Here is a 23,357-nt window from a genome sequence, read left to right on the forward strand (position 1 = left end):
CTTAAACTCGCTCGCTGGATTTTTCAGAAATCAAGCCTGTAGGCTTCAATCCCATGATGATGATGATTACCGCAAAGGCAAAGACGTCTTTGTATGCACTAGGAACACTGGGCAATATGGCTGGCAGCAAAACAGCGCCAATCGTTTGGAGTCCTGCAAATAAGAACCCTCCAACAATCGCACCATAGAAATTTCCCAAGCCACCTACTACAGCGGCCGAGAAGCCAATTACACCTAGCAATAAACCCATACTGAAATTGACTTCGTTGTAATACAGACCATTCATTAAGCCAGCTAGTGCAGCCAAGGCTGAACCTAACATGAATGTAATCAAGACAATTCGATGGAAGTTAATGCCCATAATGCGTGCTGTCTCGCTATCTTGTGCAACCGCACGAATAGCTAAGCCAATCTTGCTCTTGGTGATCAGGCGTTGAACCGCAACAATGATTAAAACTCCGGTAATGAGCAAGATAAGACTATCGGAGCGCAGTGTAAATTCACCAAGAACAATGCCATCAACCGGTAGCAACTTTGGAAAAGGTTTGGGATTGGATCCATTTGGATAAAACAAACGGACTAATTCACGCAGCGCCAAGCCCAACATCAAGGTTACCAATAAGGTGTTGATTGGGGGTGCTTTCTGCAAAGGCAGAATGAGGTAGCGCGCAATGACTGCCCCAAGAAAGGCTGCAACAGCCAGACTCACTACTATTAATACTAAAAGCTGTAGCCAAGGAGAGGTAAAAGTCTCGGCTATACCAATATAGGCGGTGAGGCCAGCAAAGGCCCCCACCATGAGGATGTCACCATGAGAAAACTTAATGACATCCAAAACACCGAAGTAGAGGGTAAATCCAACTGCCACGATTGCATAAATTACACCCAACATCAAACCATTGAGTAAGTACTGCAAAAAAATATCAAATGACATGCAAAAATACCCTCTTCTACTACGATTTCAATTACTGCCCTAACTTACGCTGCTTCTTAGCATAGAGACTGTCTTCCCAGAGAACCCATTTGCCATCTTGCGCAACATACTTAGAGATCAAGGGAACAATATTTTGACGATGATCATCAAAACTGACCTTGCCAATAATCGTTTCTACGTTTTGGGTGTTATTTAAAAGATCCATGACCTTCTTGCGATTAGGTCCTGCCTTTTCAATTGCGGCCATGATCAGATTAGTCGCAGTATAGGCAAAAGGACCATAGGCTTCAGGCGCATCCGGATACTTTTGTTGTGAATACTTGGCAATGAACTCGAGTCCACCTGGGAGTTTTTCCCATGGCGCACCCTCGATGAAAGACAAAGAGCCTTCAGATAATTTACCTAAGCCCTCGATATAAGCATCAGACTTAATTCCAGAAGTTCCTTCAAATACCGCCTTGATACCCAAGCGATCCATTTGCGTGCGGATACGAATACCAATTGGTGTGAGACCGCCAAAGTAAACCACTTCAGGATTCAACTGCTTGATTTTGGTTAACTCAGCCGTGAAGTCTTGCTGGTCAGCGGTGACACCAAAGGTGCCCAAGATCTGGCCGCCATTTTTAGTCAGGAACTGAGAAAAATACTTATTGTGACCTTTGCCGTAATCGGTAGTGTCATGAATGATGACCCACTTCTTGTAGCCTAAGCCAGTTAAGAATTTAGCTGCTACTTCATTTTGATTAATCATCGTACCGTTTACACGATGAATCTCTTTATAGTCATTGCCATAAGTGATTTCGGGAAGAACAGCACCCCACACCATCACTGGCAAACCAAACTTGTGATAAACGTCAACAGTACTCATTGCGACTGCGGAGCAGTAATGCGTTACACCAGCGATGATGGAGCTATCTGACGCAATTTTGGTAGCGACTTGAACGCCTACGTTTGGCTTGCACTCATCATCTGCAGTAACCAATTCATACTTATATTTAGCATTCGGGTCTTGGTTTTTGAGGCGAACCGCTAGATCAGCAGAGTTACGACCACCAATACCATTTGCGGAAACACCTCCGGTCAATGGCCCAATGTAGGCAATCTTGACCGTATCTTTAGCCGATACAGAAAAAGAAAGGCTGGAACACAAAGCAAGAAGCAAGCCAGATACGAGTGACTTCATGTTGAATCTCCTATTTATTAATATGAACTGCTATTTTCAGACCAGTGTAGCAAGGTTTTGTATACAAGATATTGACTGGAATCCTCAGGGCATCCCTGAATAACTCAAATCTAACTTAGAAAGTCACAGTGAAGCTTTATAAAAGCCCCTTGTTTGGTGCCTCTGGCACTGGGATGGTTATCTGGGCACTCTATTCACGCAGGCGGTAAGATAGCTACATGATTTTTGGCCTTGTACAAATCCTTCTATTTCAAAGCCTGGGTGAACTCGTTTCTAAGTTCCTTCTGCCGACGCTCCCTGGACCGGTCATTGGATTGGTTCTCTTGGTGCTGTGGCTGGTTTTGCGCAAAGGGATTAATCCCGACTTAGCCATGGTGGGCGATGGCTTTAGCCAGTACCTCGGACTTCTCTTTGTTCCAGCCGCTGTTGGCGTGGTGCTTTTCTTGCCCCAGCTCAAGGCAAATGCATGGGCCATTATTAGCGCCCTCATTGGTAGCGTCATCCTCACTATTGCCTCTAGCGCGTTAGTCGCCCGTTTATTGAGCAGGAAAGAATCTCATGAGTGAAAAGCACTCCATCGTTGAGATTTGGGTTTACCTATCAGGAAGCCCGCTTTTTGCCCTGTTTATTACGCTAGCGGCCTATCAAATTGGACTCAGCATTTATAAGGCTAGTCATCAGAATCCATTAGCAAATCCAGTAGCAATTGCCATTCTGATTGTGGCAAGTACGATTCAATTTATTGAAATGCCCTACTCAACCTATTTTGAGGGCGCTCAGTTTATTCACTTTCTATTGGGATCGGCGACAGTATCTTTAGCAATCCCCATCTATAGGGGATTAAGTAGCCTTAAGGGGAGATCAATCCCTTTGATTGCTTCGCTATGCACGGGCGGATTGGTTTCAATCATTAGTGCGGTAGGTATTGCTACTATGCTCGGGGCGGACTCCAGCATTACTGGGGCAATGTATCCCAAATCAGTCACAGCACCAATTGCCATGGGTATTGCAGAACGTATTGGCGTCTCACCCACTCTAACGGCCATCTTTGCCGTGAGCACCGGAATACTAGGTGCTATCTTGGCACCCTTTGTATTGAACGCATTGGGTATGAAAGCTTGGTGGCAAAGAGGTTTTGCGATTGGCATTGGCGCTCATGGTATCGGCACCTCACGTGCGTTTAGCATTCATCCTGAAGCAGGAACATACGCCAGCCTAGCGATGGGCATGAATGGCGTTGTTAGTGCGGTAGCGATTCCTGTGATCTATCACTTATTTAATCGCTAATTGAGTCGCCAATAATTAGGCGGCCAGTAAATCCGGTATTTGTATGTGCTTCACTTTAGGTTTAATAGTCTTTCTAGCTTTCCACAAATCATAAGCAGACTGTTGGGCCAACCAAATACTTGCACTGCCACCATTTTCAACGCCTAACCATGCCTCAATTCTCAATGCCATCTCAGGCGAAATTGCAGCTTTAGCATTTAATACTCGAGATAAAGCGGCTCTAGTCACACCAAGCTGATCAGCTGCGGCAGTAACAGTAATCCCTAAAGCAGGGAGAATATCATCACGCAAGGTGAGTCCTGGATGCGGGGGGTTGTGCATTTTTCTCATTTTTATCATCAATGGTAGTCCTGATAATTGACCAACACTACGTCTTCGCCTTCAAACCTAAAAGTAATTCTCTAGTTTCCACTAACTGAAATTGAAAAGTGGCCAACCAGTTTTCCACCTAAGGAATGTAATCGCCAGCCAGGAATATTCACATCCTCCCAATTACGGGCCTCATTCAATCTGGATAATTGTCTTGAAAGACGAGGAGCATGAGAACTTTGAATGCCAGCACGGCTTCCAGTTTCAAAAAATAACTGCAATCCTTTATGCCTAAACGATTTAATCATACCATATTGTATAGCGTAGCTATACAATAATTCAAGCCAATTAAAAGCCTAATATTTACGCGGTTAATTAACCTTCATCGCCTCATCAATAGCATCACCTAAAACGCTACACAGAAATTCCACTTCTTCAGGCTTGGATATAAATGGGGGGCCTACGGCAATAGCGTCACCAGCCACCCTTACTAAAGCACCTCTTTCGATGCAGGCCTCCAGCACCTTCATGGAACGTAGACCTGGCTTTCCTGGCACAGGATCAAGCTCAACAGCGCCAGATAAACCAAAGTTACGAATATCCAAAATGCCAGACTTACCCTTTAGGGCATGAAGTCCATTTTCTAAAACAGGTTCTAGTGCTCGAGCCCGATTGACCAAATCATCAGACTCAAAAATATCAAGCACTGCATGGCCTGCAGCCGCAGGTATCGGATGACCTGAGTAGGTATAGCCATGGAAAAATTCAATCGCTTGCTCTTGCCCACCATTCGAAATAATGTTGTCGTAAATATCTCCACGCACAATCACGCCACCCATTGGAATTACACCATTCGTAATTCCTTTGGCAAACGTAATCATGTCGGGCGTTACACCAAAGCGATCAGCGCCGAAGTTTGCCCCTAAGCGACCAAAGCCAGTAATCACCTCATCAAAGATCAGCAAAATACCGTGCTTAGTACAGATCTCACGAATCTTTTGTAAATAGCCATCCGGCGGCACTATTACCCCAGTCGATCCCTGCACAGGCTCCATGATGACAGCGGCAATCGTATTGGCATCATGAAGAGCAACAATCTTTTCTAACTCTTCTGCCAAATGCGCTCCCCACTTTGGCTGCCCTTTTGAGAAAGCCATCTGTGAGAGATTGAGTGTATGCGGCAAATGATCCACACCGGGCATCATCATGCTGGCAAACATTTTGCGATTGGCGACCATACCACCCACCGATATACCAGCGATACCAACGCCGTGATAAGCGCGATCTCGTCCAATTAGTCGAATACGGGATGCATTGCCCATTACTCGGTGATAACCAATGGCGATCTTCAATGCAGTATCAACCGCCTCAGAACCAGAGTTGGTGAAAAATACTTTATTCAATCCCTCCGGCGCCATCTTTGCAATTCGACTAGCCAAGCTAAAAGTTGTTTCACTAGCCATCTGAAATGCAGGGCAATAATCCATCGTTTCAAACTGCTTTTGAATCGCTGCACCAATACGTGGATCAGCATGCCCCAATGGAGAGCACCACAGCCCAGATAAGCCATCAAATAGCTTACGACCCTGATCATCAAAGTAGTAAGCTCCCTTAGCTGACTGCATGATCTTCGGATGGTGCTGAAAGTAGCGGTTAGGTGTAAATGGCAGCCAATAAGCTGACATATCAATTCCGCTGGTTGTTTTGTTCATTGTTGTCATGCGTTTCTCTATTTGATCTTTTTAAAACTAGATTCTGAATTTCCAATACTATATTACTCATCTCACTATCGGATCATTAAATGCACTATTTCAAATCTCTCATCCTTGGCTCATTAGGACTGTTGACTTTAAGTAACTTGGCTCTTGCCGCCTCCGATACAGATTGGCCTAAAAAACCGATTGTTGCGATTGTGTCCTTTCCTGCAGGCGGATCTACTGATATTTTTGCGCGTAGTGTGACCGCGCCTTTAGCTGAAGCATTGGGTCAATCCATCGTTGTCGAAAATAAACCTGGCGCTGGTGGAATGATTGGCTTACAAGCCGCTGCTAAAGCCGCCCCTGATGGCTACACCATCAACATTAGTGCGCTGACAAATCAATCGATTTCTTCAGCCCTATTTAAAAATCCTCCGGCTGACTTACAGAAAGATTTTGTTCCAGTTGCATTAATTGGAACAATTCCGCATTTAATTGTGGTGAACCCAAGTGTTCCAGCAAAAAATCTTCCTGAACTCATTGCATTCATCAAGTCTAAAAAGGGTGACTTTAATTACGCATCCCAAGGTAATGGCAGCCTCTCCCACTTGGAATCCACTTTGTTTATGCAGCGTATTGGAGCAACGGGAACGCATATCCCTTATAAGGGCAGCAGCTTTGCTTTGCCTGATTTGATTGCAGGCAATACTCTCATGATGTTTGATAGCGTGACCGCTTCATTGCCCCATATTCAGAGTGGCAAGCTACGTCCGATTGCTATCGCCGCAGCAGAACGCTCTCCTTTAATGCCCAATGTTCCCACTCTCGGACAAGATGGCCTGAAGCAGTTTGATGTAGAAAACTTTTATGCGGTTTATGTTCCCAAAGGAACTTCTCCAGTAATCATTGCAAAATTAGAAAAGGAAGTTCGTAAAATTCTCACGAATCCGGATTTCAAAGCACGTATGGCAGCCCAAGGTATTCACCCTCAGTTTGCAAACTCAGAAAAATTATCTGAAATTACTGCAAGCGAAGCTAGTAAATGGGAGAAGGTAGTAAAGTCAGCGAATGTTAAAGTTGATTAAGTCGTTAAATAGATAAGTTCTTATGTTGATATCCCCTCCTTTTGGTAGTCGTGCCCCTGTTCTGGCTAAAAACACGGTTGCGAGTTCTCAGCCACTGGCCACTCAGGCTGGCATTGAGGCTCTTCAGAGTGGCGGCAACGCAGTGGATGCAGCACTTGCAACTGCAATCACGCTCACCGTTGTTGAACCTACGATGAATGGCATAGGTGGAGATGGCTTTGCAATTCTTTGGGATGGTAAGAAGATACATGGCTTAAATGCTTCTGGTCGCGCTCCTTCAGCTTGGAAGCCAGAGTATTTTGCTGGCAAAGAGGCTATGGATTTAATTGGTTGGAATACAGTCACTGTCCCAGGCATGGTTGCTGGTTGGATCGAGCTCTCCAGAAAATTTGGCAAGCTGCCCTTTGCGCAATTGTTTAAACGTGCAATTGACTATGCAGAAAATGGTTTTCCGGTTTCACCTGTTATCGCTCGTCAATGGCGTGAAGCCATTCCAATCCTGAAGAATCAACCTGGTTTTGTAGAGTCCTTTTTAATTGATGGCAAAGCACCTCAAGCGGGACAAATCTGGAAATATCCTGCGCAAGCCAAAACTCTGAAAGAAATTGCTGCCACGGAAGGCGATTCTTTTTATAAAGGTCCACTTGCACAAAGTATGGTGGACTTTGCTCAAGCTACTGGCGGTTGCTTCACTATGCAAGACTTCGCTGATAACCAGCCAGAATGGGTTGAGCCTTTAGCCTTCGATTATGGCGATTACACTCTCCATGAAATTCCACCAAACGGCTCCGGAATTGCCGCTCAAATTGCCTTAGGTATTTTGCAGGCAGCCAATGTGAAGCAGTACCCAGCTAATTCAGCGCAACGTATTCATTTGCAAATCGAAGCAATGCGGATGGCTTTTGCCGATGTCTATGCTTATGTCTCTGATGCGCGCTCCATGCAAATGCCAGTGAGCTCCCTATTAGATCGGGATTACTTAGCTAGTCGCGCAGTCATGATTGATCACAAAAAGGCTGGTAGCTATGGACCCGGAGATCCGCATTCTGGTGGCACTGTTTACTTATGCGCCGCCGATGAATCCGGCATGATGATTTCTTATATTCAATCTAACTTCAAAGGCTTTGGTTCTGGAGTAGTTGCCCCAGGTGGCATTGCCTTTCATAATCGTGGCATGAGCTTCAGATTAGAAGATGGGCACCCCAATCAAGTTGCTCCGGGTAAGCGCCCTTTCCACACCATTCTTCCCGCCTTCCTCACTAAGGATGGCAAACCTACTATGGCATTTGGCGTCATGGGCGGCAATATGCAACCACAAGGTCATATTCAATTCGTGATGCGCTTTGTAGATGAATACCTTAATCCACAAGCCTGTTCTGATGCGCCCCGTTGGCGTATCGATGATATAGGCAAACTCACTGTGGAAGCGGCGATGCCCCAGAGTGTGGTTGATGGGTTGAAAGCGCTGGGACATGAAGTTGCTGTACAGCCAGCAAATAGTCTAGACTTTGGTAGCACACAAGCAATTGCCAAGCTCTCTGAAGATGCCGACTCTGCTTATATTGCTGGCAGTGATCACCGTAGAGATGGATTGGCGGCTGGCTTCTAATAAAGAAGCTAAATAGCAAAAGCTTCTTGTAGCACACCAAGACTGGCAGATAGGGGTTTTGGATTGCTCTTGCCCACTTTCTTGACCAAGCACGCTTTATCAACAGCTCTGATTTGATCTAAAAGAATCAGCCCCTTCTTGCCATCGTGCGTAATGGGTATCCGAAAGCCTGCAGGTCTACCCTTGCTAGTCATAGGCGCAACAATGATGGTACGCAAATGATCATTTAAATCTTGAGGCGATACCACAATACAAGGACGTATTTTTTTTAATTTCACTTCCGATCGTAGGATCTAAATTGATAAGCCAAATTTCTCCACGAGAAACGATGCTCTTTACCAAACCCAATCTCCATCTTCTTCGTTTGCAAAATCTCCAAGTACCAACTTATCCTCGCCAACCTTAGCAAAGCTTTGGGCATCTTGAGCCCAATGCTCTCTCACGGTATTTTTAGGTTTACTTAGAACAATTTTTTCTCCGTTGACTGACATCTCAACAATCTCCTTTATTCCAGATTGTTCAAGAATAATCTTTGGGATAACCACGCCTTTAGAGTTGCCAATAGCTCGAATAGCTACCTGCAGCGGTGCCCTAGTTTCAGCAATGGATTTATGGTTCTTATTCATAGTAATAACAATGTTTTTACATAAGCCGGCAGACGTCAAATAAGAAAAAATAGCCTTATTTGGAAGGCAAGCAATTCAGATAGAAACGCTTAATCTCCTGATCGCAACTGACATCTCTGGGCTCAATCGGCCGCTGTAGAGAAATACCTTCAATCGTTTTACAACGGCTTAGGGCAACATAGACTTGTCCCGAGGCAAACGCTCCTGATGAGAGGTCAACTTTCACTTTATCGAGCGTTTTTCCCTGGCTCTTATGAATCGTTACAGCCCATGCCAGCATGAGCGGTATCTGAACATAAGTGCCAATGATGCTGGGAGATATCTTTCCTGACATCATGTCGTGGTCGTAGCGATATGACTCCCATTGATGCCCTGTAACCTCAACCGTATTTGCATAAGGCCCGTTTTGCACCATCACCTTCACCTTATCAGGTAATAACTCACGCACTACCCCGATAGTGCCGTTAACCCAACGCTTCGGAAACCCTGGATCCGTTGCGGTAAACATGACTTTGGCGCCTACCTTAAGCACTAAATTGTTGGGTGACGGCAAATTACGCTCATCAATATTAAATTTTCCGGTCGACTGACCTGAGTAGACTTTGCCCTCAACAGTAATTGCCCGCAAACCAGCACCATTGATTTGATCTGCTCGTGCATTTGTAGTGGTCAGAGTAATGGTCTGCTCATCTATCTCGGCATCTTTGCGATAGCACTGTGCATTCAGAGTATCAAGAGCCTCATCAATGTCATGATTAATGCGAATGCGATTTAATAAGCCTGCGAAGTGTTCATCCTTTTGACGGAAGATCTTAGAGAGCTCCACCATCGTGACATCTTTTCGATGCAAGGCCATGGCGCAAAAGAAATAAGGTCCCTCGTAACCACGCTCTGATAGGACTTGCATATCAGAACTAGAAACCACTGGGGGCAGCTGAAACAAATCCCCCACAAACATCACCTGAATGCCGCCAAAGGACTTACCTTTTTCAGGACCGTTCTCACGTAGAAACAAATCCATTGCATCTACGACATCCGCACGCACCATCGAGATCTCATCAATGATGAGCAAACGGATATCTTTATAAAGGCGCTTGTCGCGCAGCGGCTTGATATCTTCCTCAGGAAAAATGAGTCGCGGAGGTAATCTAAAGAAGGAATGGATTGTCACCCCCTTAACCTGAAGCGCAGCAACCCCTGTTGGTGCAACCACCACGACATTGCCAGGAATCGTTTCTCGCAGATAGCCGATTAAGGTTGTTTTACCAGTACCCGCTTTACCGCTGACAAAGATATAAGGATCGCGACGCTCAATGGCCTCTATTACCGCTTGGTAATCGGGAGTAATTTCAATTTCAGAAGAATCTACAACGGGATTAGTCATCCCCTATTGTTTCACGGCATCGGCTACACAACGAAATCCGATATAAACCACGGCAATATCACCTGGCTTCGATTCCACATCACCCTCTTGCTGTCTATTAGGGCCATACCACCACGATGCTCCACGAGTAATGTAGCCACCATTGCGTTCAGTAGCGGTCCACTCCCATACATTGCCCCCCATATCAAACAAGCCATTGACGCCGGGCTTGGTTGAGCCAGTAATCACGTGTCCAGTACCTCGGTTCAGAGCGCCGGCCGGTGCAAGACCTTTGTAGTCACCGCAACCACTCAGGCAGTGAGATGCCACTGGAGTGCTGCCACCCGGATATAGGTAGCGCTGACCCTTTATATATCCGGCTGGAGGATTATTTCTTTGCTCTAAGAATGCAGCATTCGTCCATTCAGCTTCAGTTGGCAATCTTTTACCGTAATAGCGACAGATCGATTCGGCCTCCTTTTGATTGAGGTGAGCTGCTGGCTCTGCATCTTTTGCAGGGACACCATAAGGGGTCTGCCAAGTCCAGCCTGGCTTTTGAACAAAGCCCGCTTCATAAGATAATCCGCCACCCTTCTGCTCTGCGACACTCACAAAACCTGTGGATGACACATACGTTTTCACGTCGGCAATATTCATCTCCGTTTGATCCCAGATCAGGCTTCCAATTTGCACCGTGGGAATGATTGAAGTGGGTGCGCTTTGACTTGGAGTTGATCTAAGTCCTATGAATAAGAACCCAAGGCTGATCAATGGGATTAAAAGGGTTTTATAGGTCTCCAATTTTTTCATAACCAATCCACCCAGCATTGGGCTTATGAGATATCTTTGAAAACTGATTTAAGCACTTTCTCGCTGAATACCTGAATGGTATTTCGCCCGCTAGATTTAGCCTCATACATCGCCATATCGGCGTTGTTCATTAAATCAGACTCATTAGATCCATGATCGGGATATAAAGCCACTCCAATACTTGCGCTTGTACTTACAGTTATGCCATTCGCTGTCATCGGCATCATGAGAGAAGATCGAATTTTTTCAGCAACCATTAAGGCATTACTCTCATCACCAACGCCCGGCAAGAGCACAATAAATTCATCTCCGCCGAGACGGGCTACAGTATCAGTATCTCGTAAACGGGCTCGTATTCTTTCGGCAACCTGCATTAGGACTGCATCTCCTACGAGATGGCCGTAGACATCATTAATCGTTTTAAGATTATCTAAATCAGTAAAAAGAAGTGCCAATTTAGTTTGGTTGCGCTTGCAATTGGCCAGGGAATAAGAAAGACGATCTGAAAATAAAGTCCTATTAGGAAGCCTGGTGAGAACATCGTGATGGGCACGGTACTGGTTTTCAGCATTACGCCGATAAGTACTCAGCAGAAAATAGGTGCCAATGAATAAAATGATGATGCTCAAAATGGTGGCAATTAATCCGCCAGTCGCATTTTTATACCAGTTGGCCAAATACAAAGTCTCAGGGACTACGGCTCCAACAATGAATGGATATCCGGAAACTTTTCTGTAGGAAATCATGCGCTCAACCGGGGACGTATTTTGCCGAGTAAAGCCGGTCTTGGATGTAAAGATCACACCGTTACCGTCTGCTGCAGCACCTAAAGATTGCTCAATCAAGTCATTAGTATTGACGCGACCTATCAGATTTTCAACTAGTGGCCAACGAGTTAATAAGGTCTTGTCTTGGCGATAAAGAGTTATCGCTGCGCCATCACCCAAGTTAGAGCCTAGCCTCTCATACAAAGAGGAAAAGACCTCAACGGAGACGCCCACCAAAATGATACCCAGAAACTCATCGTGCGCACCATTGATGCGCCTAGCCAAATAAAAAACCCATTTACCGTTCCCCTTATTCTGGACGGGAGCGCTGTAGAAGGTCTCAAGATCATTGTGATTTTTCAAGTAGACAAAATAATCTCGGTCCGCCAGATTAATTTCAGGCGCAGGATAGGAACGGGAAAAATTAAGGACTTTACCGTCATTAGCCACAAAAGTAGTGACATCTAAAATAGAATTAGATTTTGTCTTTTCCTCCAGCAGCTCAAACTGATTTTTATTTGATGTGAACTTGCGATAGCTTTTCTCATTTTCAATTTTTGCTGCATAAACCACATCATCAATACTATTTAAAACAGTATTGGCCGAAAAAATAATCTGCGAAGTGTGCTCGGCCAATATTAATGTCAAGGTGGCAAGTTGATCTGCACGATCATCTGTTGTATTACGGCGTAGCAAATATCCAGAAATTAGCGCATTAATGACGAAGATGATCGCCAAAATAATGGAAGCACCCAAAATAAGACGGGAGTTAAGTCGAACATTAGAACTGGGCTCGAAACTAATCGTCATTTCGAGTCTCCATATATCTCAGAGATTTTCAAGAAATTGTCTTTCTCCTGAATGAATGCTTCCACTATTTGTGGATCAAAGCGAATTCCTTTTAGACGAGTAATCTCTAAACAAGCCTCTTCATGAGACCACTTCTTTTTATAAACCCGTTCATTAACTAGAGCATCGTAGGTATCAGCCAAGGACATTAACCGCGCTGCCAATGGAATTTCTTCACCTTTTAGACCCAGAGGATAGCCAGTGCCATCCCAATTCTCATGATGGCCACCAGCAATATTAATTGCGGCATCCAAAACATGAGTGTTCTTAGCATCTTTGAGTTTGGCAGCACTGAGAACATCTTTACCCAAATTGGCATGGGTTTTCATGATGCTCCACTCATTGTCGGTCAGTGATCCCGGCTTTTTTAGGATTTCATCGGGAATTCCGACTTTCCCAATATCATGCAATGGTGCAGCCTTCACGATGTTCTCTATTGCTTTTAAAGTTAACTCGTCTTCATAGGCCCCGCTTGACCTCAATCTTTCAGCTAAAGCACGTACATAGTTTTTGGTACGCAGAATATGGTTGCCGGTTTCGTTATCACGAACCATCGATAGAATATTTAGGCTATTGAGCATTCCATCTTCAATGGCGTTCGAGCTCTTACGGTATTCATGCCAGAGTTTTTCCATATAGTAATTAGTAATTAATATACAAATTGTGACAATCGACAGAATTGCAGCTACACGCATTGCAAAAGCCAGGCCGCCTTCTTGATACAAGGTTCCAGGGTGAGTTATCCCTTCAAGCGACAAAAGTGATCGAATGATGCGGGTACCAAGCTGGAAAAACTCAACTCCAATCAATAATTTAATTTGATAAGCGTTATCCTTTTTTAATAGCTGACTTAAAGATACGATCTGCCAAATACAAAAGATACTGAGCGCAACATTCATTAAATGAATGCGGTGTTGTGTTTCTCCAAAAAAGTGCAGATAGACATAAATTAAAGAGGCGCTTACAAATAAGGTCAGAGCAACCAGCCTGCTTGAATTCCTTGGTGCACCATTCCAAACGCTGAACAATAAAGAAATATTAGCAACGCCTGCAATCAGGAAGATATTAGCCAAGGCCAACACAATCTTGCCACCCCATGGGGCAGTTGCATAACCCAACATGGAAGCCGCCAAAAAACTCAGGCCGATTGGCCAATAAATTACCCTGAATTGAGCGCGGTCGTCATCCCGGCTTGCTAAGAAACGGCCCATCAAGCCAACTAGGACAATGAATGTGGCAAAGTAAAAGGTTTGATTTGCTAACTGCATGAAATATCTAAATAAAATAGGCCAATTAAATGCCGGTAATACATAATGTACCTTATTAGTCAGTATTACTAATCATAATCAATTGCCAGTCTATCGTTCACCTAAATTCAATCTCTCAATGACTTGGCACACCCTTCTCCGGTTTTGGCTTTTGAGTCTTGCTCTTGTAGTCCACTTTCCAGCACATGCAGTTGCTAGTGAAGACTGGGCTCAATTTAAATCTGTATTTATTGAGAATGGTCGAGTGATCGATGTCGGCCAGAATGGTATTAGCCATACCGAGGGTCAAGGAATGGCATTGCTACTTGCAGTACAAAATAATGACCCGGCCACCTTTGCCCAAATCTGGACCTGGACCCAACGCAATCTTCAAGTGCGTGATGATAAATTGTTTGCTTGGAGTTGGTCTCCTAAGACGGGTATTAATGATATGAACAATGCCAGCGATGGCGACTTGTTTATTGCCTGGGCTTTATCGCGTGCATATCGCAAATGGAATGAACCTAGTTATCTGTTTGCAGCCATCCAAGTCAGTCAATCTATTAGAGCAAAGCTTTTACGTAAAACTAGCAAAGGAACTGTTTTACTTCCTGGTGCTATAGGTTTTGAAAAGCCAGAAGGCCTGAAACTCAACCTCTCCTACTGGGTCTTCCCTGCTATTGCCGATCTTGCTTTGCTTGACCCGGCACCGGAATGGGAAGCATTAAGGGCAACGGGTTTACAGCTCATTCAAGAAGCCCGCTTTGGTAAATGGCAACTACCGCCTGATTGGTTACAGCTTGAGGGTGAGGCCATTACTCCAGTAGATGACGATCAATTCGGTTACAACGCTGTCCGCATACCTCTTTACCTCATCTGGGGACAGCAAGCCAGCCCCAACACGATTAAGCCCTTTCAAAACTTCTGGGGCCCCTTTGCTGGAAAACCGCTTTTACCAGCTTGGGTAAACGTGAATACTGGTGAGATGGCAACGTACAATGCATCTACAGGCTTTCATAGTGTTGCAGCAATAACACTTGCTTACCCCAATGTACATTCAACCCCCTTGCCCAGCTTTAATCCGTCCGAAGGCTATTACTCTTCCATGCTTTCTTTATTCACCCAAATAGCTTTAGAGGATGCCAAAAAGTAATATGGGAATTTGGAGCTTTTATTTCATTATCAAAATAATCCTGTTCTATACAGGCTATATCCAGTTCCATTTTTTTGTTAATGCTGCTTTTGCGCTATTTCTGATTTTTTCCCATGTTAATCCGACCTTGCTACGGATTCGTAAATGGATAGCACTGCCCATTGCCATTGTTATTCTGTATTTTGATAGTCCACTGCCACCTCTGCGCAGTATCATTCCTAAAATTAGCCAGCTACTCGACTTTAGTTTTCAGTACTATCTTGAGCTCTTAACCAGAATTTTGGATTGGCGAGTTATAGCCATCTTGTTGGGACTCTATATTGTTTACTTCCTTCTTTCTAAGAAGATCAGAATGACAACAATAGCCACCCTGGCCATCTTTAGTACCTTGCTTCCACTGGGGGTGACTATGCCTTCCTTAGCCTACGATTCAGATGGTCAAGTCATTGGTCTGCCTAGCGATTTAGAACTCACCGAATCCCTTGACGGCTTCTTTATTGAAGAATCGTCTCGTACCGCCTTCAACCGCTCACAAAAGGCTAGTGGAGCCCCATTTGATGTCCTGGTAATCAATGTCTGCTCCCTGGCTTGGGATGACCTGAAATATATCAAAGAAGATAACAATCCACTCTTCCAGCGCTTCCATTACTTATTTACCAACTTTAATTCAGCATCCTCCTATAGCGGACCTTCGATCATTCGCCTATTACGCAGCAGTCGCGGCCAGCAAGACCAACGGGATTTATACAAACCGGCCATCGAAGATTCTCTGATATTTAGTAATCTCAATAAAACGGGCTATCAAGTACAGTTGGCTTTGAATCATGATGGTAAATACGGTGACCTCCTAAAGGAAATCCGTAATGAGGGCGGTATGTCTGCCCCGCTATTCGATAACACGAATGCAGCACCTTACTTGAGGGGTTTTGATGGCTCGCAAGTCTATGATGACTTCTCCGTGCTATCCAATTGGTGGGATGCCCGCATGAAGTCCCCAAATGAGCGAGTTGCACTCTTTTACAACACGATCTCTTTACATGACGGCAATCGTGCGCTGGATGGTGGCAAGCTAGAAAACAGCGTCGAAACCTACTCTCGCAGAGCACGTAAATTATTGAGTGATATTGATCGCTTTTATGCCAAGGTCAATAGCTCTGGCCGACAAGTGGTAATTATGTTCATCCCTGAGCATGGTGCAGCGATTCGCAGAAACAAAAATGAGATCGTGGGTATGCGTGAAATCCCAAGCCCTAACGTGACGAATATTCCTGTGGGAATCATGTTTACTGGTAAAGCAGATGCGCCGGTCAAGACAAATATCATCGAACAGCCGACTAGCTACCTGGCTGCTTCCGACTTAATCTCTAAGTTTGTGGGTAAGGCACCTTTTGGCGCCAATACTCCAAGTCCAGAGATTTATCTAAAGAACCTGCCGAGTACACGCTTTGTGGCTGAGAATGAAGATTCAGTGATTATGAAGTTTGGGGCCTCGTACTACTTCCGCTCCAACGATATCAATTGGAATTTATTCGAAACCAATAACTAAAGCTTCGGCTTCGCTGTAGACTCCGGCCATAGCGCAGGAATATCAATCACTTTATCAGTGCTCACTGAATTACCAAGTGCATCTAAGTAAACAACCTCGCCATTGATTTCTATTGAAGTCTTTTCTTGAGCAATTTTTCGAACTGCTTCTAAGTTAGCCTTAATGTCAGGGCTATGCGGATTTAAGCGATATGCTCTCTCCAGCAGGATGACTGCGGTAGAGATATCTTGCTCCTTCAACGCATACAGTGCACGTTCATTGAGCTCCCCAGGAAGGTAGGGATCAAACTCCGGGGAACCACTCAAGGGCTGAGCACTCAGCATTGAGCATGCGAGCAAACCCATCACCAGAAGCAAGATAGAGGATGAGCTAGATTTGTTCATGATCTAAAATTCATTAAAAGCGGGACGTCGGGATTACCGGCTGCGTTTGCAAAGGCACTGGGTTTGGCGCAGTGCCTTCAAGAGCAATTCTGACGTACAGCACAAAACTATTTGGAGCATAGTAAGGCGAACGCTCTAACTTTAAACGATTACCAACAAAGACTGATGGTGTGACTTGATATTCCCAAGCCGCTAAGAAAGAATAGGCGCTACCAGGTCCAGAGCTTCCTGAATACGTGGCATTATTCGAGGCGGCTTGATATTCTGAATTGGTAGGAAAGTATGGTGCCGCATCAGTACGAGACCAGTTGGTTGATACCGAGCCACCAACAACATAGGAGAAGCGCGCAAAACGTTGCGAGTAATTTAAAGGAAGGGTTACAGAGCGATAGCTTTGCGGACTATAGTAACCACCCTGCCCATAAGTAAACTCTCCGGCATTTCTTTTAAAGCCCCAGAGCATGCCCGTGAGACCGCTAGAGAGCTGACGATCAGTTTCATTGACGATACGCCAGTTCAGACCGGCCATAAATTGATTGTCACTATTGCTCTGCACATTGGTACCCGTCAGGCTGCGCGCGCGATAGTAGGTCCATCCGCCCAAGGTACCACCCTGATCTAGGCTCAAGCCAACCGTTCCGCCAGTAGCAACCATACCGCCCCAAACGGAACCAGTCACAGGATCACGAGTACCAGCATAAGAAAGTAAGGTACTGGTCATGGGACGGCGCGCTAATTCCAATGAGATACCAACAGGGCCCGCATCCAGTTTCTGCTTTACTCCACCAATCCAATTTTGGGTAAGGAAGCCTAATGGGGTTGTACCGATATCAGCCTTGAAGTTTTGCTTCTCATACCCAATATTCAGAGCAGTTCCTGATGCAGATTGGTTTGAAAATGTTGTTGGGCAATTAGTTTTACAAGCAGCCATCGAACCAAAAGTACTTACTTGATATGCATTGCCAGCATCGATGGTGCCTGCATTAATATTGACCTGATCTACACGGAATGTCATCCTTTCATCCGAACGCATTGGCATCTTCCACTCCAGCGGAATCTCTGTAGCACGGTAATAAGACTGTCCTGGGGTGCCATTGAGGGATAAATAGTCGACCGCTGAATCAAGCCAATTAGTGCGCATGTCAATCATGTCAGCCATCTGTTTATATTGATATGCACTTCCTGATGGAACGGCTGATGGCTCCAGAATTGGTGGTTCAATCTGAAATACAGAAACTCCGGACGAGCTTGCTACTGGCTTGAGTGTAGACAGACTTTGGTAACTAGAGAGTGGCACTGGAGATTGAACAAGGGCGCGTTGTTCAATATCGATCGCCTTATCCAGATACCCCTCTCTTCTTTGGATCTGACTATCCAAATACATCATCTTGTAATTATTGGGCTTCGCAGAAATCAGCGGCTGTAGCTTTTCTTTAGCCACTTGAATATCGCCAGACCGAATGAATTGACCAATCGCCCTAAGCTCTGCTGCCTCTTGAAGATCAGCATAATCCTGCTTTTGACCTGGACTTAACTTTTGAATTGAGACCAGCCCCATCTCCTTTTGGAATGCCTCTGGCTGATCATTATTCAGCAGAAAATTTGCGTAACGCAAATGCCATTCAACTGAAAGGTTTGGAGTACCTTGTTCAATTTTCTGAAAGAGCGCATTGGCTTGCTCTACTTTTCCGATTTTGCCCCACATCAACGCAACCAAGGAAGAAAGATCGGGATCGTTGGATACCTCATCCTCAAGCACGCTTAGCTGGGCGATAGCCATTTCATGATTTTCCTGGGCATTGAGTCTATTTATCTGAGTCAACTGCAGATCAACCCACACACCCCTTTGAAAGCGGATGATTTTAGGAGTACGCTCCGCCGCTGGAATGCGCTCTAAGACCTTTAGTGCCGGTTGATTTTGTTCGAGGCCAGATAAGTACAAAGCATAAGCGTATAAACCTTCAACACTATTGGGATGAGTCTTCAGAAAAGCATCAAATATTGCGATACCCTCTTTTGGGCGATGCAGCTTTGCGTATAAACGTGCCAAATCCAAGCGCAACCAAATCTCATCCTTGTCTAGTGCGATTGCCTGCTTTAGAAGGACGATGGCTTTTTGAGTATCGCCCGCTTTAAGCGCTTGGCGAATATCAAAATCAAGACGTATCTGAGTAAATTTGAGCTTATCACCAACTGATAACTGGGCTTTGGCAAGTTGTTGCAGTACAGGGTTTAACTCATCATCACGTTGGAGGCGATTAAGTACATTGGCATACGTTAAGCGGAGTGAATTTACATCTGCGGAAGGTTTGGATAGCGCACTGCGCATGAGACTTAATGCTTCTTCCGTCTTATCGGCACTCAATAAGAACAGTACATTGGCATTCGTCATCTCGGGATCATTGGGGGCAAGTCGTAAGCCCTCTTTCATTACAGCCAAACCTTTGTCGACTGAGCCCAGGCTCTCATAAACTCCAGCCAGCTGAAAGCGCAACCAAGGATTGAGTGGATCAAGCTTTAGTGCGCTCTGAAGATAGGGGATAGCAGCCTCACCATGCCCTTTATTTACTAAATCATCTGCCTGTGAACTCAAAATCTTGATGCGCAAATAATCATACCCCTTACCAGCAGGGCTGTTTGCAGGCGCCTGCGCATTGATTAATGCCAAAGCATCATCTCGTCTACCAGTATTAATTAATAACTGAACTAATCCCCGTAATGCAATGCCATTATCAGATTCAATGGCTAAGGCTTCTCGGAATTGCTTTTCGGCTTCTTTGTTATTTCCTCGCTCAGCTTCAATAGTGCCCAATACAGCAATCCCTTCTGCACCCTGCGGCTCCAGCTGAATAGCGGCGCGGATTTTCTCCATCGCTAAGGGGTAGTTCTTTTTATCTCTTGCGTCCTCGGCCTGATGAATTTGACCCCAATATTGACTGGTGGATATCAGACTCTTCCACTTGCCACTGTTTTCAGGATTGAGCGCTAAGGCTCTCTGATAGTAAGCAACAGCTTCTTGATAATTGCCTTGCCTCATCCGAATTAAGCCCATGCCACCCAATGCCAAATAATCCTTTGGCCTATCCTTGAGGGTATCCATGAGCGGCGCTTCTGCACCTACGATGTCACCTTTATCCAACAGATCTAAACCAACCTGACGACGCCTGAGCAAAGGATCGCTTGCAATACGTTTACGCTCTTCAAGCACATCCTTCTCCAGAATCCAGCGACCGGTTATTTCTTGATTATGGGGATCTAACTTTAGATACTGCTCATAAAGGGGGATCAGATCTGGGCCGATTTGTTGAGCATTGAGCACCTCTCTCCAAACTTGAAGCACTCTCTGCTTATCCACCTTGCGAACTTGATATGTCGCAGCCAAATTTTGAAATGCAAGGTTACGGGTTTCAGGCTTTGAGCCTAATAAAGCGTCTAAAGCCAAGGTGTATTGCAAGTTTTTAGGATCAGATTTAACCAAGCCCTCTAATCCTGAGCGTGCCTCGTTCCACCCCCCAGGCAAGCTAGCAATAATTTTGTAATAGCCCACCGCCAGATCACCCGCAGGTGGTCCGTTTGGGAACTTCTCTTTTAGAAATGCATTTGCCTCGGCTGACTTGCCACTCTTTTGAAGAATCGTAGCTTGGGTTAATACCCTTCTAGCTTCTGAAATCTCCTGCCTACTAAGGGTGCCATCCGAAGCATGGACAAGCTCAACTATGCCAACCGATGAGAGCAATGCAAAACCTAGGCAGAGATGAAGGGCTTTTATTTTCAAAGTCGTTATTTACCCAAAGACTTAGAGGATGTAAGTTTCTTACGCTCCTCCGACAACTCACCGGTGAAAAAGAGATACGACAAAATTCTTCTTAAATTTTGAATCGCCAATGAAAATACCATTTTGGATCCTTGGCCGTAGACAAAGCTCACGATCTTGAAGAAATTACTGTTATCCACAATAAATTCAGCGCCCAAAATAACTTCATCGCCGTCCTTGATGACCCGACGAATGATGCAATCCATGCGCTGTTGCGTTTTCAATACGCCAGATACAGAAACCTCGATTAGTTCATTATCGTCAATTAAGAACGGTAGATTCACTTTGATGCCGATGCCGGTTAAGGAAATATCAAAGACCCACCCTTCTAGCGTGGCGTTCAACTTAGGAAAATACACTGTCATCTTTTCCCCAGCCTGTAAGCGAGGGAAGGTTCTCGCCTGCTCATGATCGACTAAACCAATGGTGTAGACGATAAATAAATAGAGCAAGTAAATAGCCCAGTTTGCTAGGCCAGTGATCGCGTAAAACCAAACATAGGGATTAAAAAGCATCACTATAAAAGTGCCTACGCTTTTTGCAATGTAAGCAAAATAGCTCGCAAAGTTTTCGCGTACGGCCTTAAGCCCCAACTTCGTTAACAAATACAACTGGAGTTTTGAATGCTTGAGTTCCGCGCTAGCATCCCAAATATGCTGCCAACGACCACTATCTCCATATACAAATGCAATAGCGCCAGGACTTCCAATTTGCTCTGCAACAAACTGTGTGCCACAAAAATAATGGTCAGCCTCTTTTTGCATACGAACCACTTTTGCCCTAAATGTATAGTGATTTCCATAACTATCATTCACGGCCAATTGAATGGATTCGCTAACTTTCAGGTCAGTATTGAATGGAAGAACGAACCCAATGCCGCTTACCGAAACATCCTCTAAATTTGCTTCGATAACAGCTAGGCCATCACCACGAAGCACCGTAACTGTACCGCCGCCACCAATTCGGTAATAGGCTCTGACTTGACGTTTCTCCCAAAAGGCACCTAGAGACATTAAGCCCAACCAAATATTGATACAACACCATATTGCAGTAATGACAATGTTGTCATGCCAAATAGGCTCGTAATGCCAGCGAAGAGCAGCAATAAGAATAGAAACAGCGTTGATGGTTACCAGGATAAATAACGGGAAGGCGTCCCAGCTGAGCTGCTCTTTTTCTAAAGTAAGACCTTTTGGTGTTACCAGAAACTTTTGCTTCCAAGGATTTAGGAGAACTGGCATAAGCTCTCGAATCATCCTAAAACCTTTTACAGTTTCATAAATTTCCGAGAAGAAGAGTTGACGCGAACCAGCAAAGAAGTATGAGATCACCACCAAAATACTCAGCGCATAAGGAACGGTGAAATCTACCATCTCGTGCCAATTGGCTGAATACACATTCAGCCCTAGGATTAAAAATGCTGATGGCGCCAAGAAAAAAATATAGCGAGCAAATCCAAAAAGCCAAGAGTATGACGAAGAAAAATAAGCCAGGCGTTGGGGCAGACTCAGCCCACGCATAAACAAGGGGTTGTAATGCATCAAGATCTGGAGCATCCCCTTGGCCCAACGAGAATGCTGGGTTAGATAGTCAGATGGAGTTTCTGGGGAAAGACCGCAGACCATGGGCTTATTGATATAACTGCTGTTATAGCCATGCGCATGGAGAATCAGTGAAGTCTCACAATCTTCCGTAATTGTCTTAATCGCAATACCGCCTACTTCCATGAGGTACTGACGGCGCAGAACTGCTGCGGAGCCACAGAAAAAGGCCGAGTTCCAAAAATTCATCGCGGGTTGAATCTTGCGATAAAACATCTCACTCTCATCCGGGCGATTAGAAACGCCAGTAATCACATTATTGACTGGAGTTTCATTGATGAAGAAATGCGGGGTTTGCACCAAGAACATTTTGGGATCGCTTATAAACTGCCCCACTGTGTTGTGCAATATATCTTTGGTCGGTATTTGATCGCAATCCAAAATTAAAATGAGATCGCCTTTGCTATGCTGCAAAGCATGATTGATATTGCCGGCCTTAGCTTTTTGATTGGTATCGCGGGTGATGTATTGCACACCCAACTCTTTAGCAAGTCTTCTTAAGTTGTAATGGCGTCTCCAGGCTTGATGGCCCGTTTCCTTGCTGCGACGCTTGGCATGGGTCCCGCCGTCGTCCAGGATGTAAATATTGAGCTTTTCTTTAGGGTATTGAATCTGAGTCGCAGCCGTCACCGTCATGCGAACAATAGTTTCAGACTCATCGTAAGTAGGAATAAAGATGTCTACAGAGGGATAGGAGGACTCGTCATTAGATAAGGGAATAATTTCACTAGACATTGGCGAGAAGTTCACAAACATGTCTAGTAGAAATAAGGTGAAGCCATATAGCTCCGCCAGGAACAATAGAGCGGTCCCGATAAAATCAAAGAAACCGGTATAAATTAAGGTGTCAAAAATACGCCATGCCATATAACGGCAACTAACAAAGAGCGCTAAAACAATGAATAAAGAACGCCAAGGTTGATTGCGGAAATACTTCACCTTCGACATTAAGAAGATGATGAAGAAAGAGCCCCAACCTAAATAGAGTTGGCCACCAAAATTAAGCAATTCCTCGGCGAAGTAAATCATGACGCCAATACCCAAGGCAAACATGCATAAGCTTGCAGTGATTCTAAAATGACGATCGCGCATAA

18 protein-coding genes and 2 pseudogenes are annotated in these 23,357 nt (G+C 44.9%); 6 read left to right on the forward strand and 14 right to left on the reverse strand.

Annotated elements, in window-relative coordinates; genetic code table 11:
• Position 1: 1 nt before the first annotated feature.
• Positions 2-934, reverse strand: a complete 933-nt coding sequence (locus ICN44_RS00595) for a branched-chain amino acid ABC transporter permease (RefSeq protein ID WP_216262018.1) — start codon at positions 932-934, stop codon at positions 2-4.
• A 31-nt stretch (positions 935-965) separates the two neighbouring features.
• Positions 966-2,117: a branched-chain amino acid ABC transporter substrate-binding protein gene (locus ICN44_RS00600; protein WP_215357072.1), complete on the reverse strand. Its 1,152-nt coding sequence runs from the start codon at positions 2,115-2,117 to the stop codon at positions 966-968.
• A gap of 218 nt (positions 2,118-2,335) precedes the next feature.
• Here ICN44_RS00600 and ICN44_RS00605 point away from each other — a divergent pair, with 218 nt between their 5' ends.
• Both ICN44_RS00605 and ICN44_RS00610 read left to right on the forward strand, forming a co-directional pair.
• Positions 2,336-2,683, forward strand: coding sequence for a CidA/LrgA family protein (locus ICN44_RS00605; RefSeq protein ID WP_216262019.1), 348 nt, complete (start codon positions 2,336-2,338; stop codon positions 2,681-2,683).
• Positions 2,676-3,404, forward strand: coding sequence for an LrgB family protein (locus tag ICN44_RS00610; protein ID WP_216243821.1), 729 nt, complete (start codon positions 2,676-2,678; stop codon positions 3,402-3,404). Before ICN44_RS00605 ends, ICN44_RS00610 begins: the two co-directional genes overlap by 8 nt.
• Positions 3,405-3,419: 15 nt before the next feature.
• On the opposite strand, the gene ICN44_RS00615 is transcribed toward ICN44_RS00610, so the two are convergent.
• The 3 genes and pseudogenes from ICN44_RS00615 to ICN44_RS00625 all read right to left on the reverse strand — a co-directional run bounded on the left by ICN44_RS00615 (position 3,420) and on the right by ICN44_RS00625 (position 5,425).
• Positions 3,420-3,734 carry a HigA family addiction module antitoxin gene (locus tag ICN44_RS00615; protein WP_216243822.1) on the reverse strand — a complete coding sequence of 105 codons (315 nt, stop codon included), beginning with the start codon at positions 3,732-3,734 and terminating at the stop codon, positions 3,420-3,422.
• An 8-nt stretch (positions 3,735-3,742) separates the two neighbouring features.
• Positions 3,743-4,021 (reverse strand): annotated as a pseudogene (locus ICN44_RS00620) (type II toxin-antitoxin system RelE/ParE family toxin).
• A 63-nt stretch (positions 4,022-4,084) separates the two neighbouring features.
• Positions 4,085-5,425, reverse strand: a complete 1,341-nt coding sequence (locus tag ICN44_RS00625; RefSeq protein ID WP_216262635.1) for an aspartate aminotransferase family protein — start codon at positions 5,423-5,425, stop codon at positions 4,085-4,087.
• An 89-nt stretch (positions 5,426-5,514) separates the two neighbouring features.
• Here ICN44_RS00625 and ICN44_RS00630 point away from each other — a divergent pair, with 89 nt between their 5' ends.
• On the forward strand, positions 5,515-6,495 hold the full coding sequence (locus ICN44_RS00630; RefSeq protein ID WP_216262020.1) for a tripartite tricarboxylate transporter substrate binding protein: 981 nt from the start codon (positions 5,515-5,517) through the stop codon (positions 6,493-6,495).
• 22 nt (positions 6,496-6,517) lie between these two features.
• Positions 6,518-8,104 carry a gamma-glutamyltransferase family protein gene (locus ICN44_RS00635; protein ID WP_216262021.1) on the forward strand — a complete coding sequence of 529 codons (1,587 nt, stop codon included), beginning with the start codon at positions 6,518-6,520 and terminating at the stop codon, positions 8,102-8,104.
• A gap of 8 nt (positions 8,105-8,112) precedes the next feature.
• Here ICN44_RS00635 and ICN44_RS00640 read toward each other — a convergent pair.
• From ICN44_RS00640 to ICN44_RS00665, 6 genes and pseudogenes are all read right to left on the reverse strand, one after another.
• Positions 8,113-8,434 (reverse strand): annotated as a pseudogene (locus ICN44_RS00640) (type II toxin-antitoxin system PemK/MazF family toxin).
• A gap of 5 nt (positions 8,435-8,439) precedes the next feature.
• Complete coding sequence (locus ICN44_RS00645; RefSeq protein ID WP_255537308.1) at positions 8,440-8,730, reverse strand: AbrB/MazE/SpoVT family DNA-binding domain-containing protein; 291 nt, start codon at positions 8,728-8,730, stop codon at positions 8,440-8,442.
• Between the two features lie 55 nt (positions 8,731-8,785).
• Positions 8,786-10,114 carry an ATP-dependent RecD-like DNA helicase gene (locus tag ICN44_RS00650; protein ID WP_216262022.1) on the reverse strand — a complete coding sequence of 443 codons (1,329 nt, stop codon included), beginning with the start codon at positions 10,112-10,114 and terminating at the stop codon, positions 8,786-8,788.
• A 3-nt stretch (positions 10,115-10,117) separates the two neighbouring features.
• Positions 10,118-10,903, reverse strand: a complete 786-nt coding sequence (locus ICN44_RS00655) for an SUMF1/EgtB/PvdO family nonheme iron enzyme (RefSeq protein WP_216262025.1) — start codon at positions 10,901-10,903, stop codon at positions 10,118-10,120.
• A gap of 23 nt (positions 10,904-10,926) precedes the next feature.
• Entirely contained in the window at positions 10,927-12,480 is a 1,554-nt protein-coding gene (locus ICN44_RS00660; RefSeq protein WP_216262027.1) for a sensor domain-containing diguanylate cyclase, read from the reverse strand.
• Entirely contained in the window at positions 12,477-13,787 is a 1,311-nt protein-coding gene (locus tag ICN44_RS00665) for an HD-GYP domain-containing protein (protein WP_216262029.1), read from the reverse strand. Before ICN44_RS00665 ends, ICN44_RS00660 begins: the two co-directional genes overlap by 4 nt.
• Before the next feature lie 118 nt (positions 13,788-13,905).
• Between ICN44_RS00665 and ICN44_RS00670 the strand changes: the two genes are divergently transcribed.
• Positions 13,906-14,919 (forward strand): glycosyl hydrolase family 8, encoded by a 1,014-nt coding sequence (locus ICN44_RS00670; RefSeq protein WP_216262031.1) that lies wholly within the window; start codon positions 13,906-13,908, stop codon positions 14,917-14,919.
• Position 14,920: 1 nt separating this feature from the next.
• A complete protein-coding gene (gene bcsG / locus ICN44_RS00675; RefSeq protein ID WP_255537355.1) occupies positions 14,921-16,465 on the forward strand; it encodes a cellulose biosynthesis protein BcsG in 1,545 nt (514 codons plus the stop codon).
• Here the strand turns inward: bcsG and ICN44_RS00680 are convergent.
• The 3 genes from ICN44_RS00680 to bcsA are packed head-to-tail and all read right to left on the reverse strand — an operon-like array spanning position 16,462 to position 23,355.
• Positions 16,462-16,848 carry a hypothetical protein gene (locus ICN44_RS00680; RefSeq protein ID WP_216262036.1) on the reverse strand — a complete coding sequence of 129 codons (387 nt, stop codon included), beginning with the start codon at positions 16,846-16,848 and terminating at the stop codon, positions 16,462-16,464. The two genes, bcsG and ICN44_RS00680, sit on opposite strands and share 4 nt — an antisense overlap.
• A 13-nt stretch (positions 16,849-16,861) precedes the next feature.
• A complete protein-coding gene (locus tag ICN44_RS00685) occupies positions 16,862-20,623 on the reverse strand; it encodes a cellulose synthase subunit BcsC-related outer membrane protein (RefSeq protein WP_216262038.1) in 3,762 nt (1,253 codons plus the stop codon).
• Between the two features lie 5 nt (positions 20,624-20,628).
• Positions 20,629-23,355 carry a UDP-forming cellulose synthase catalytic subunit gene (gene bcsA / locus ICN44_RS00690; protein ID WP_216262040.1) on the reverse strand — a complete coding sequence of 909 codons (2,727 nt, stop codon included), beginning with the start codon at positions 23,353-23,355 and terminating at the stop codon, positions 20,629-20,631.
• Positions 23,356-23,357: the final 2 nt, after the last annotated feature.

Source organism: Polynucleobacter sp. JS-Fieb-80-E5, from assembly GCF_018882015.1.
Taxonomy (GTDB): Bacteria; Pseudomonadota; Gammaproteobacteria; order Burkholderiales; family Burkholderiaceae; genus Polynucleobacter.

Bases quoted from the DNA above. Each gene is read 5' to 3' on its own strand.
- ICN44_RS00650 (WP_216262022.1), bottom strand. From the start codon at position 10,114: ATGACTAATCCCGTTGTAGATTCTTCTGAAATTGAAATTACTCCCGAT.
- ICN44_RS00660 (WP_216262027.1), bottom strand. From the start codon at position 12,480: ATGACGATTAGTTTCGAGCCCAGTTCTAATGTTCGACTTAACTCCCGT.
- ICN44_RS00610 (WP_216243821.1), top strand. From the start codon at position 2,676: ATGAGTGAAAAGCACTCCATCGTTGAGATTTGGGTTTACCTATCAGGA.
- ICN44_RS00625 (WP_216262635.1), bottom strand. From the start codon at position 5,425: ATGAACAAAACAACCAGCGGAATTGATATGTCAGCTTATTGGCTGCCA.
- ICN44_RS00645 (WP_255537308.1), bottom strand. From the start codon at position 8,730: ATGAATAAGAACCATAAATCCATTGCTGAAACTAGGGCACCGCTGCAG.
- ICN44_RS00630 (WP_216262020.1), top strand. From the start codon at position 5,515: ATGCACTATTTCAAATCTCTCATCCTTGGCTCATTAGGACTGTTGACT.
- bcsA (WP_216262040.1), bottom strand. From the start codon at position 23,355: ATGCGCGATCGTCATTTTAGAATCACTGCAAGCTTATGCATGTTTGCC.
- ICN44_RS00595 (WP_216262018.1), bottom strand. From the start codon at position 934: ATGTCATTTGATATTTTTTTGCAGTACTTACTCAATGGTTTGATGTTG.
- ICN44_RS00665 (WP_216262029.1), bottom strand. From the start codon at position 13,787: ATGCAGTTAGCAAATCAAACCTTTTACTTTGCCACATTCATTGTCCTA.
- ICN44_RS00655 (WP_216262025.1), bottom strand. From the start codon at position 10,903: ATGAAAAAATTGGAGACCTATAAAACCCTTTTAATCCCATTGATCAGC.
- ICN44_RS00605 (WP_216262019.1), top strand. From the start codon at position 2,336: ATGATTTTTGGCCTTGTACAAATCCTTCTATTTCAAAGCCTGGGTGAA.
- ICN44_RS00680 (WP_216262036.1), bottom strand. From the start codon at position 16,848: ATGAACAAATCTAGCTCATCCTCTATCTTGCTTCTGGTGATGGGTTTG.
- ICN44_RS00635 (WP_216262021.1), top strand. From the start codon at position 6,518: ATGTTGATATCCCCTCCTTTTGGTAGTCGTGCCCCTGTTCTGGCTAAA.
- ICN44_RS00600 (WP_215357072.1), bottom strand. From the start codon at position 2,117: ATGAAGTCACTCGTATCTGGCTTGCTTCTTGCTTTGTGTTCCAGCCTT.
- ICN44_RS00615 (WP_216243822.1), bottom strand. From the start codon at position 3,734: ATGAGAAAAATGCACAACCCCCCGCATCCAGGACTCACCTTGCGTGAT.
- bcsG (WP_255537355.1), top strand. From the start codon at position 14,921: ATGGGAATTTGGAGCTTTTATTTCATTATCAAAATAATCCTGTTCTAT.
- ICN44_RS00670 (WP_216262031.1), top strand. From the start codon at position 13,906: ATGACTTGGCACACCCTTCTCCGGTTTTGGCTTTTGAGTCTTGCTCTT.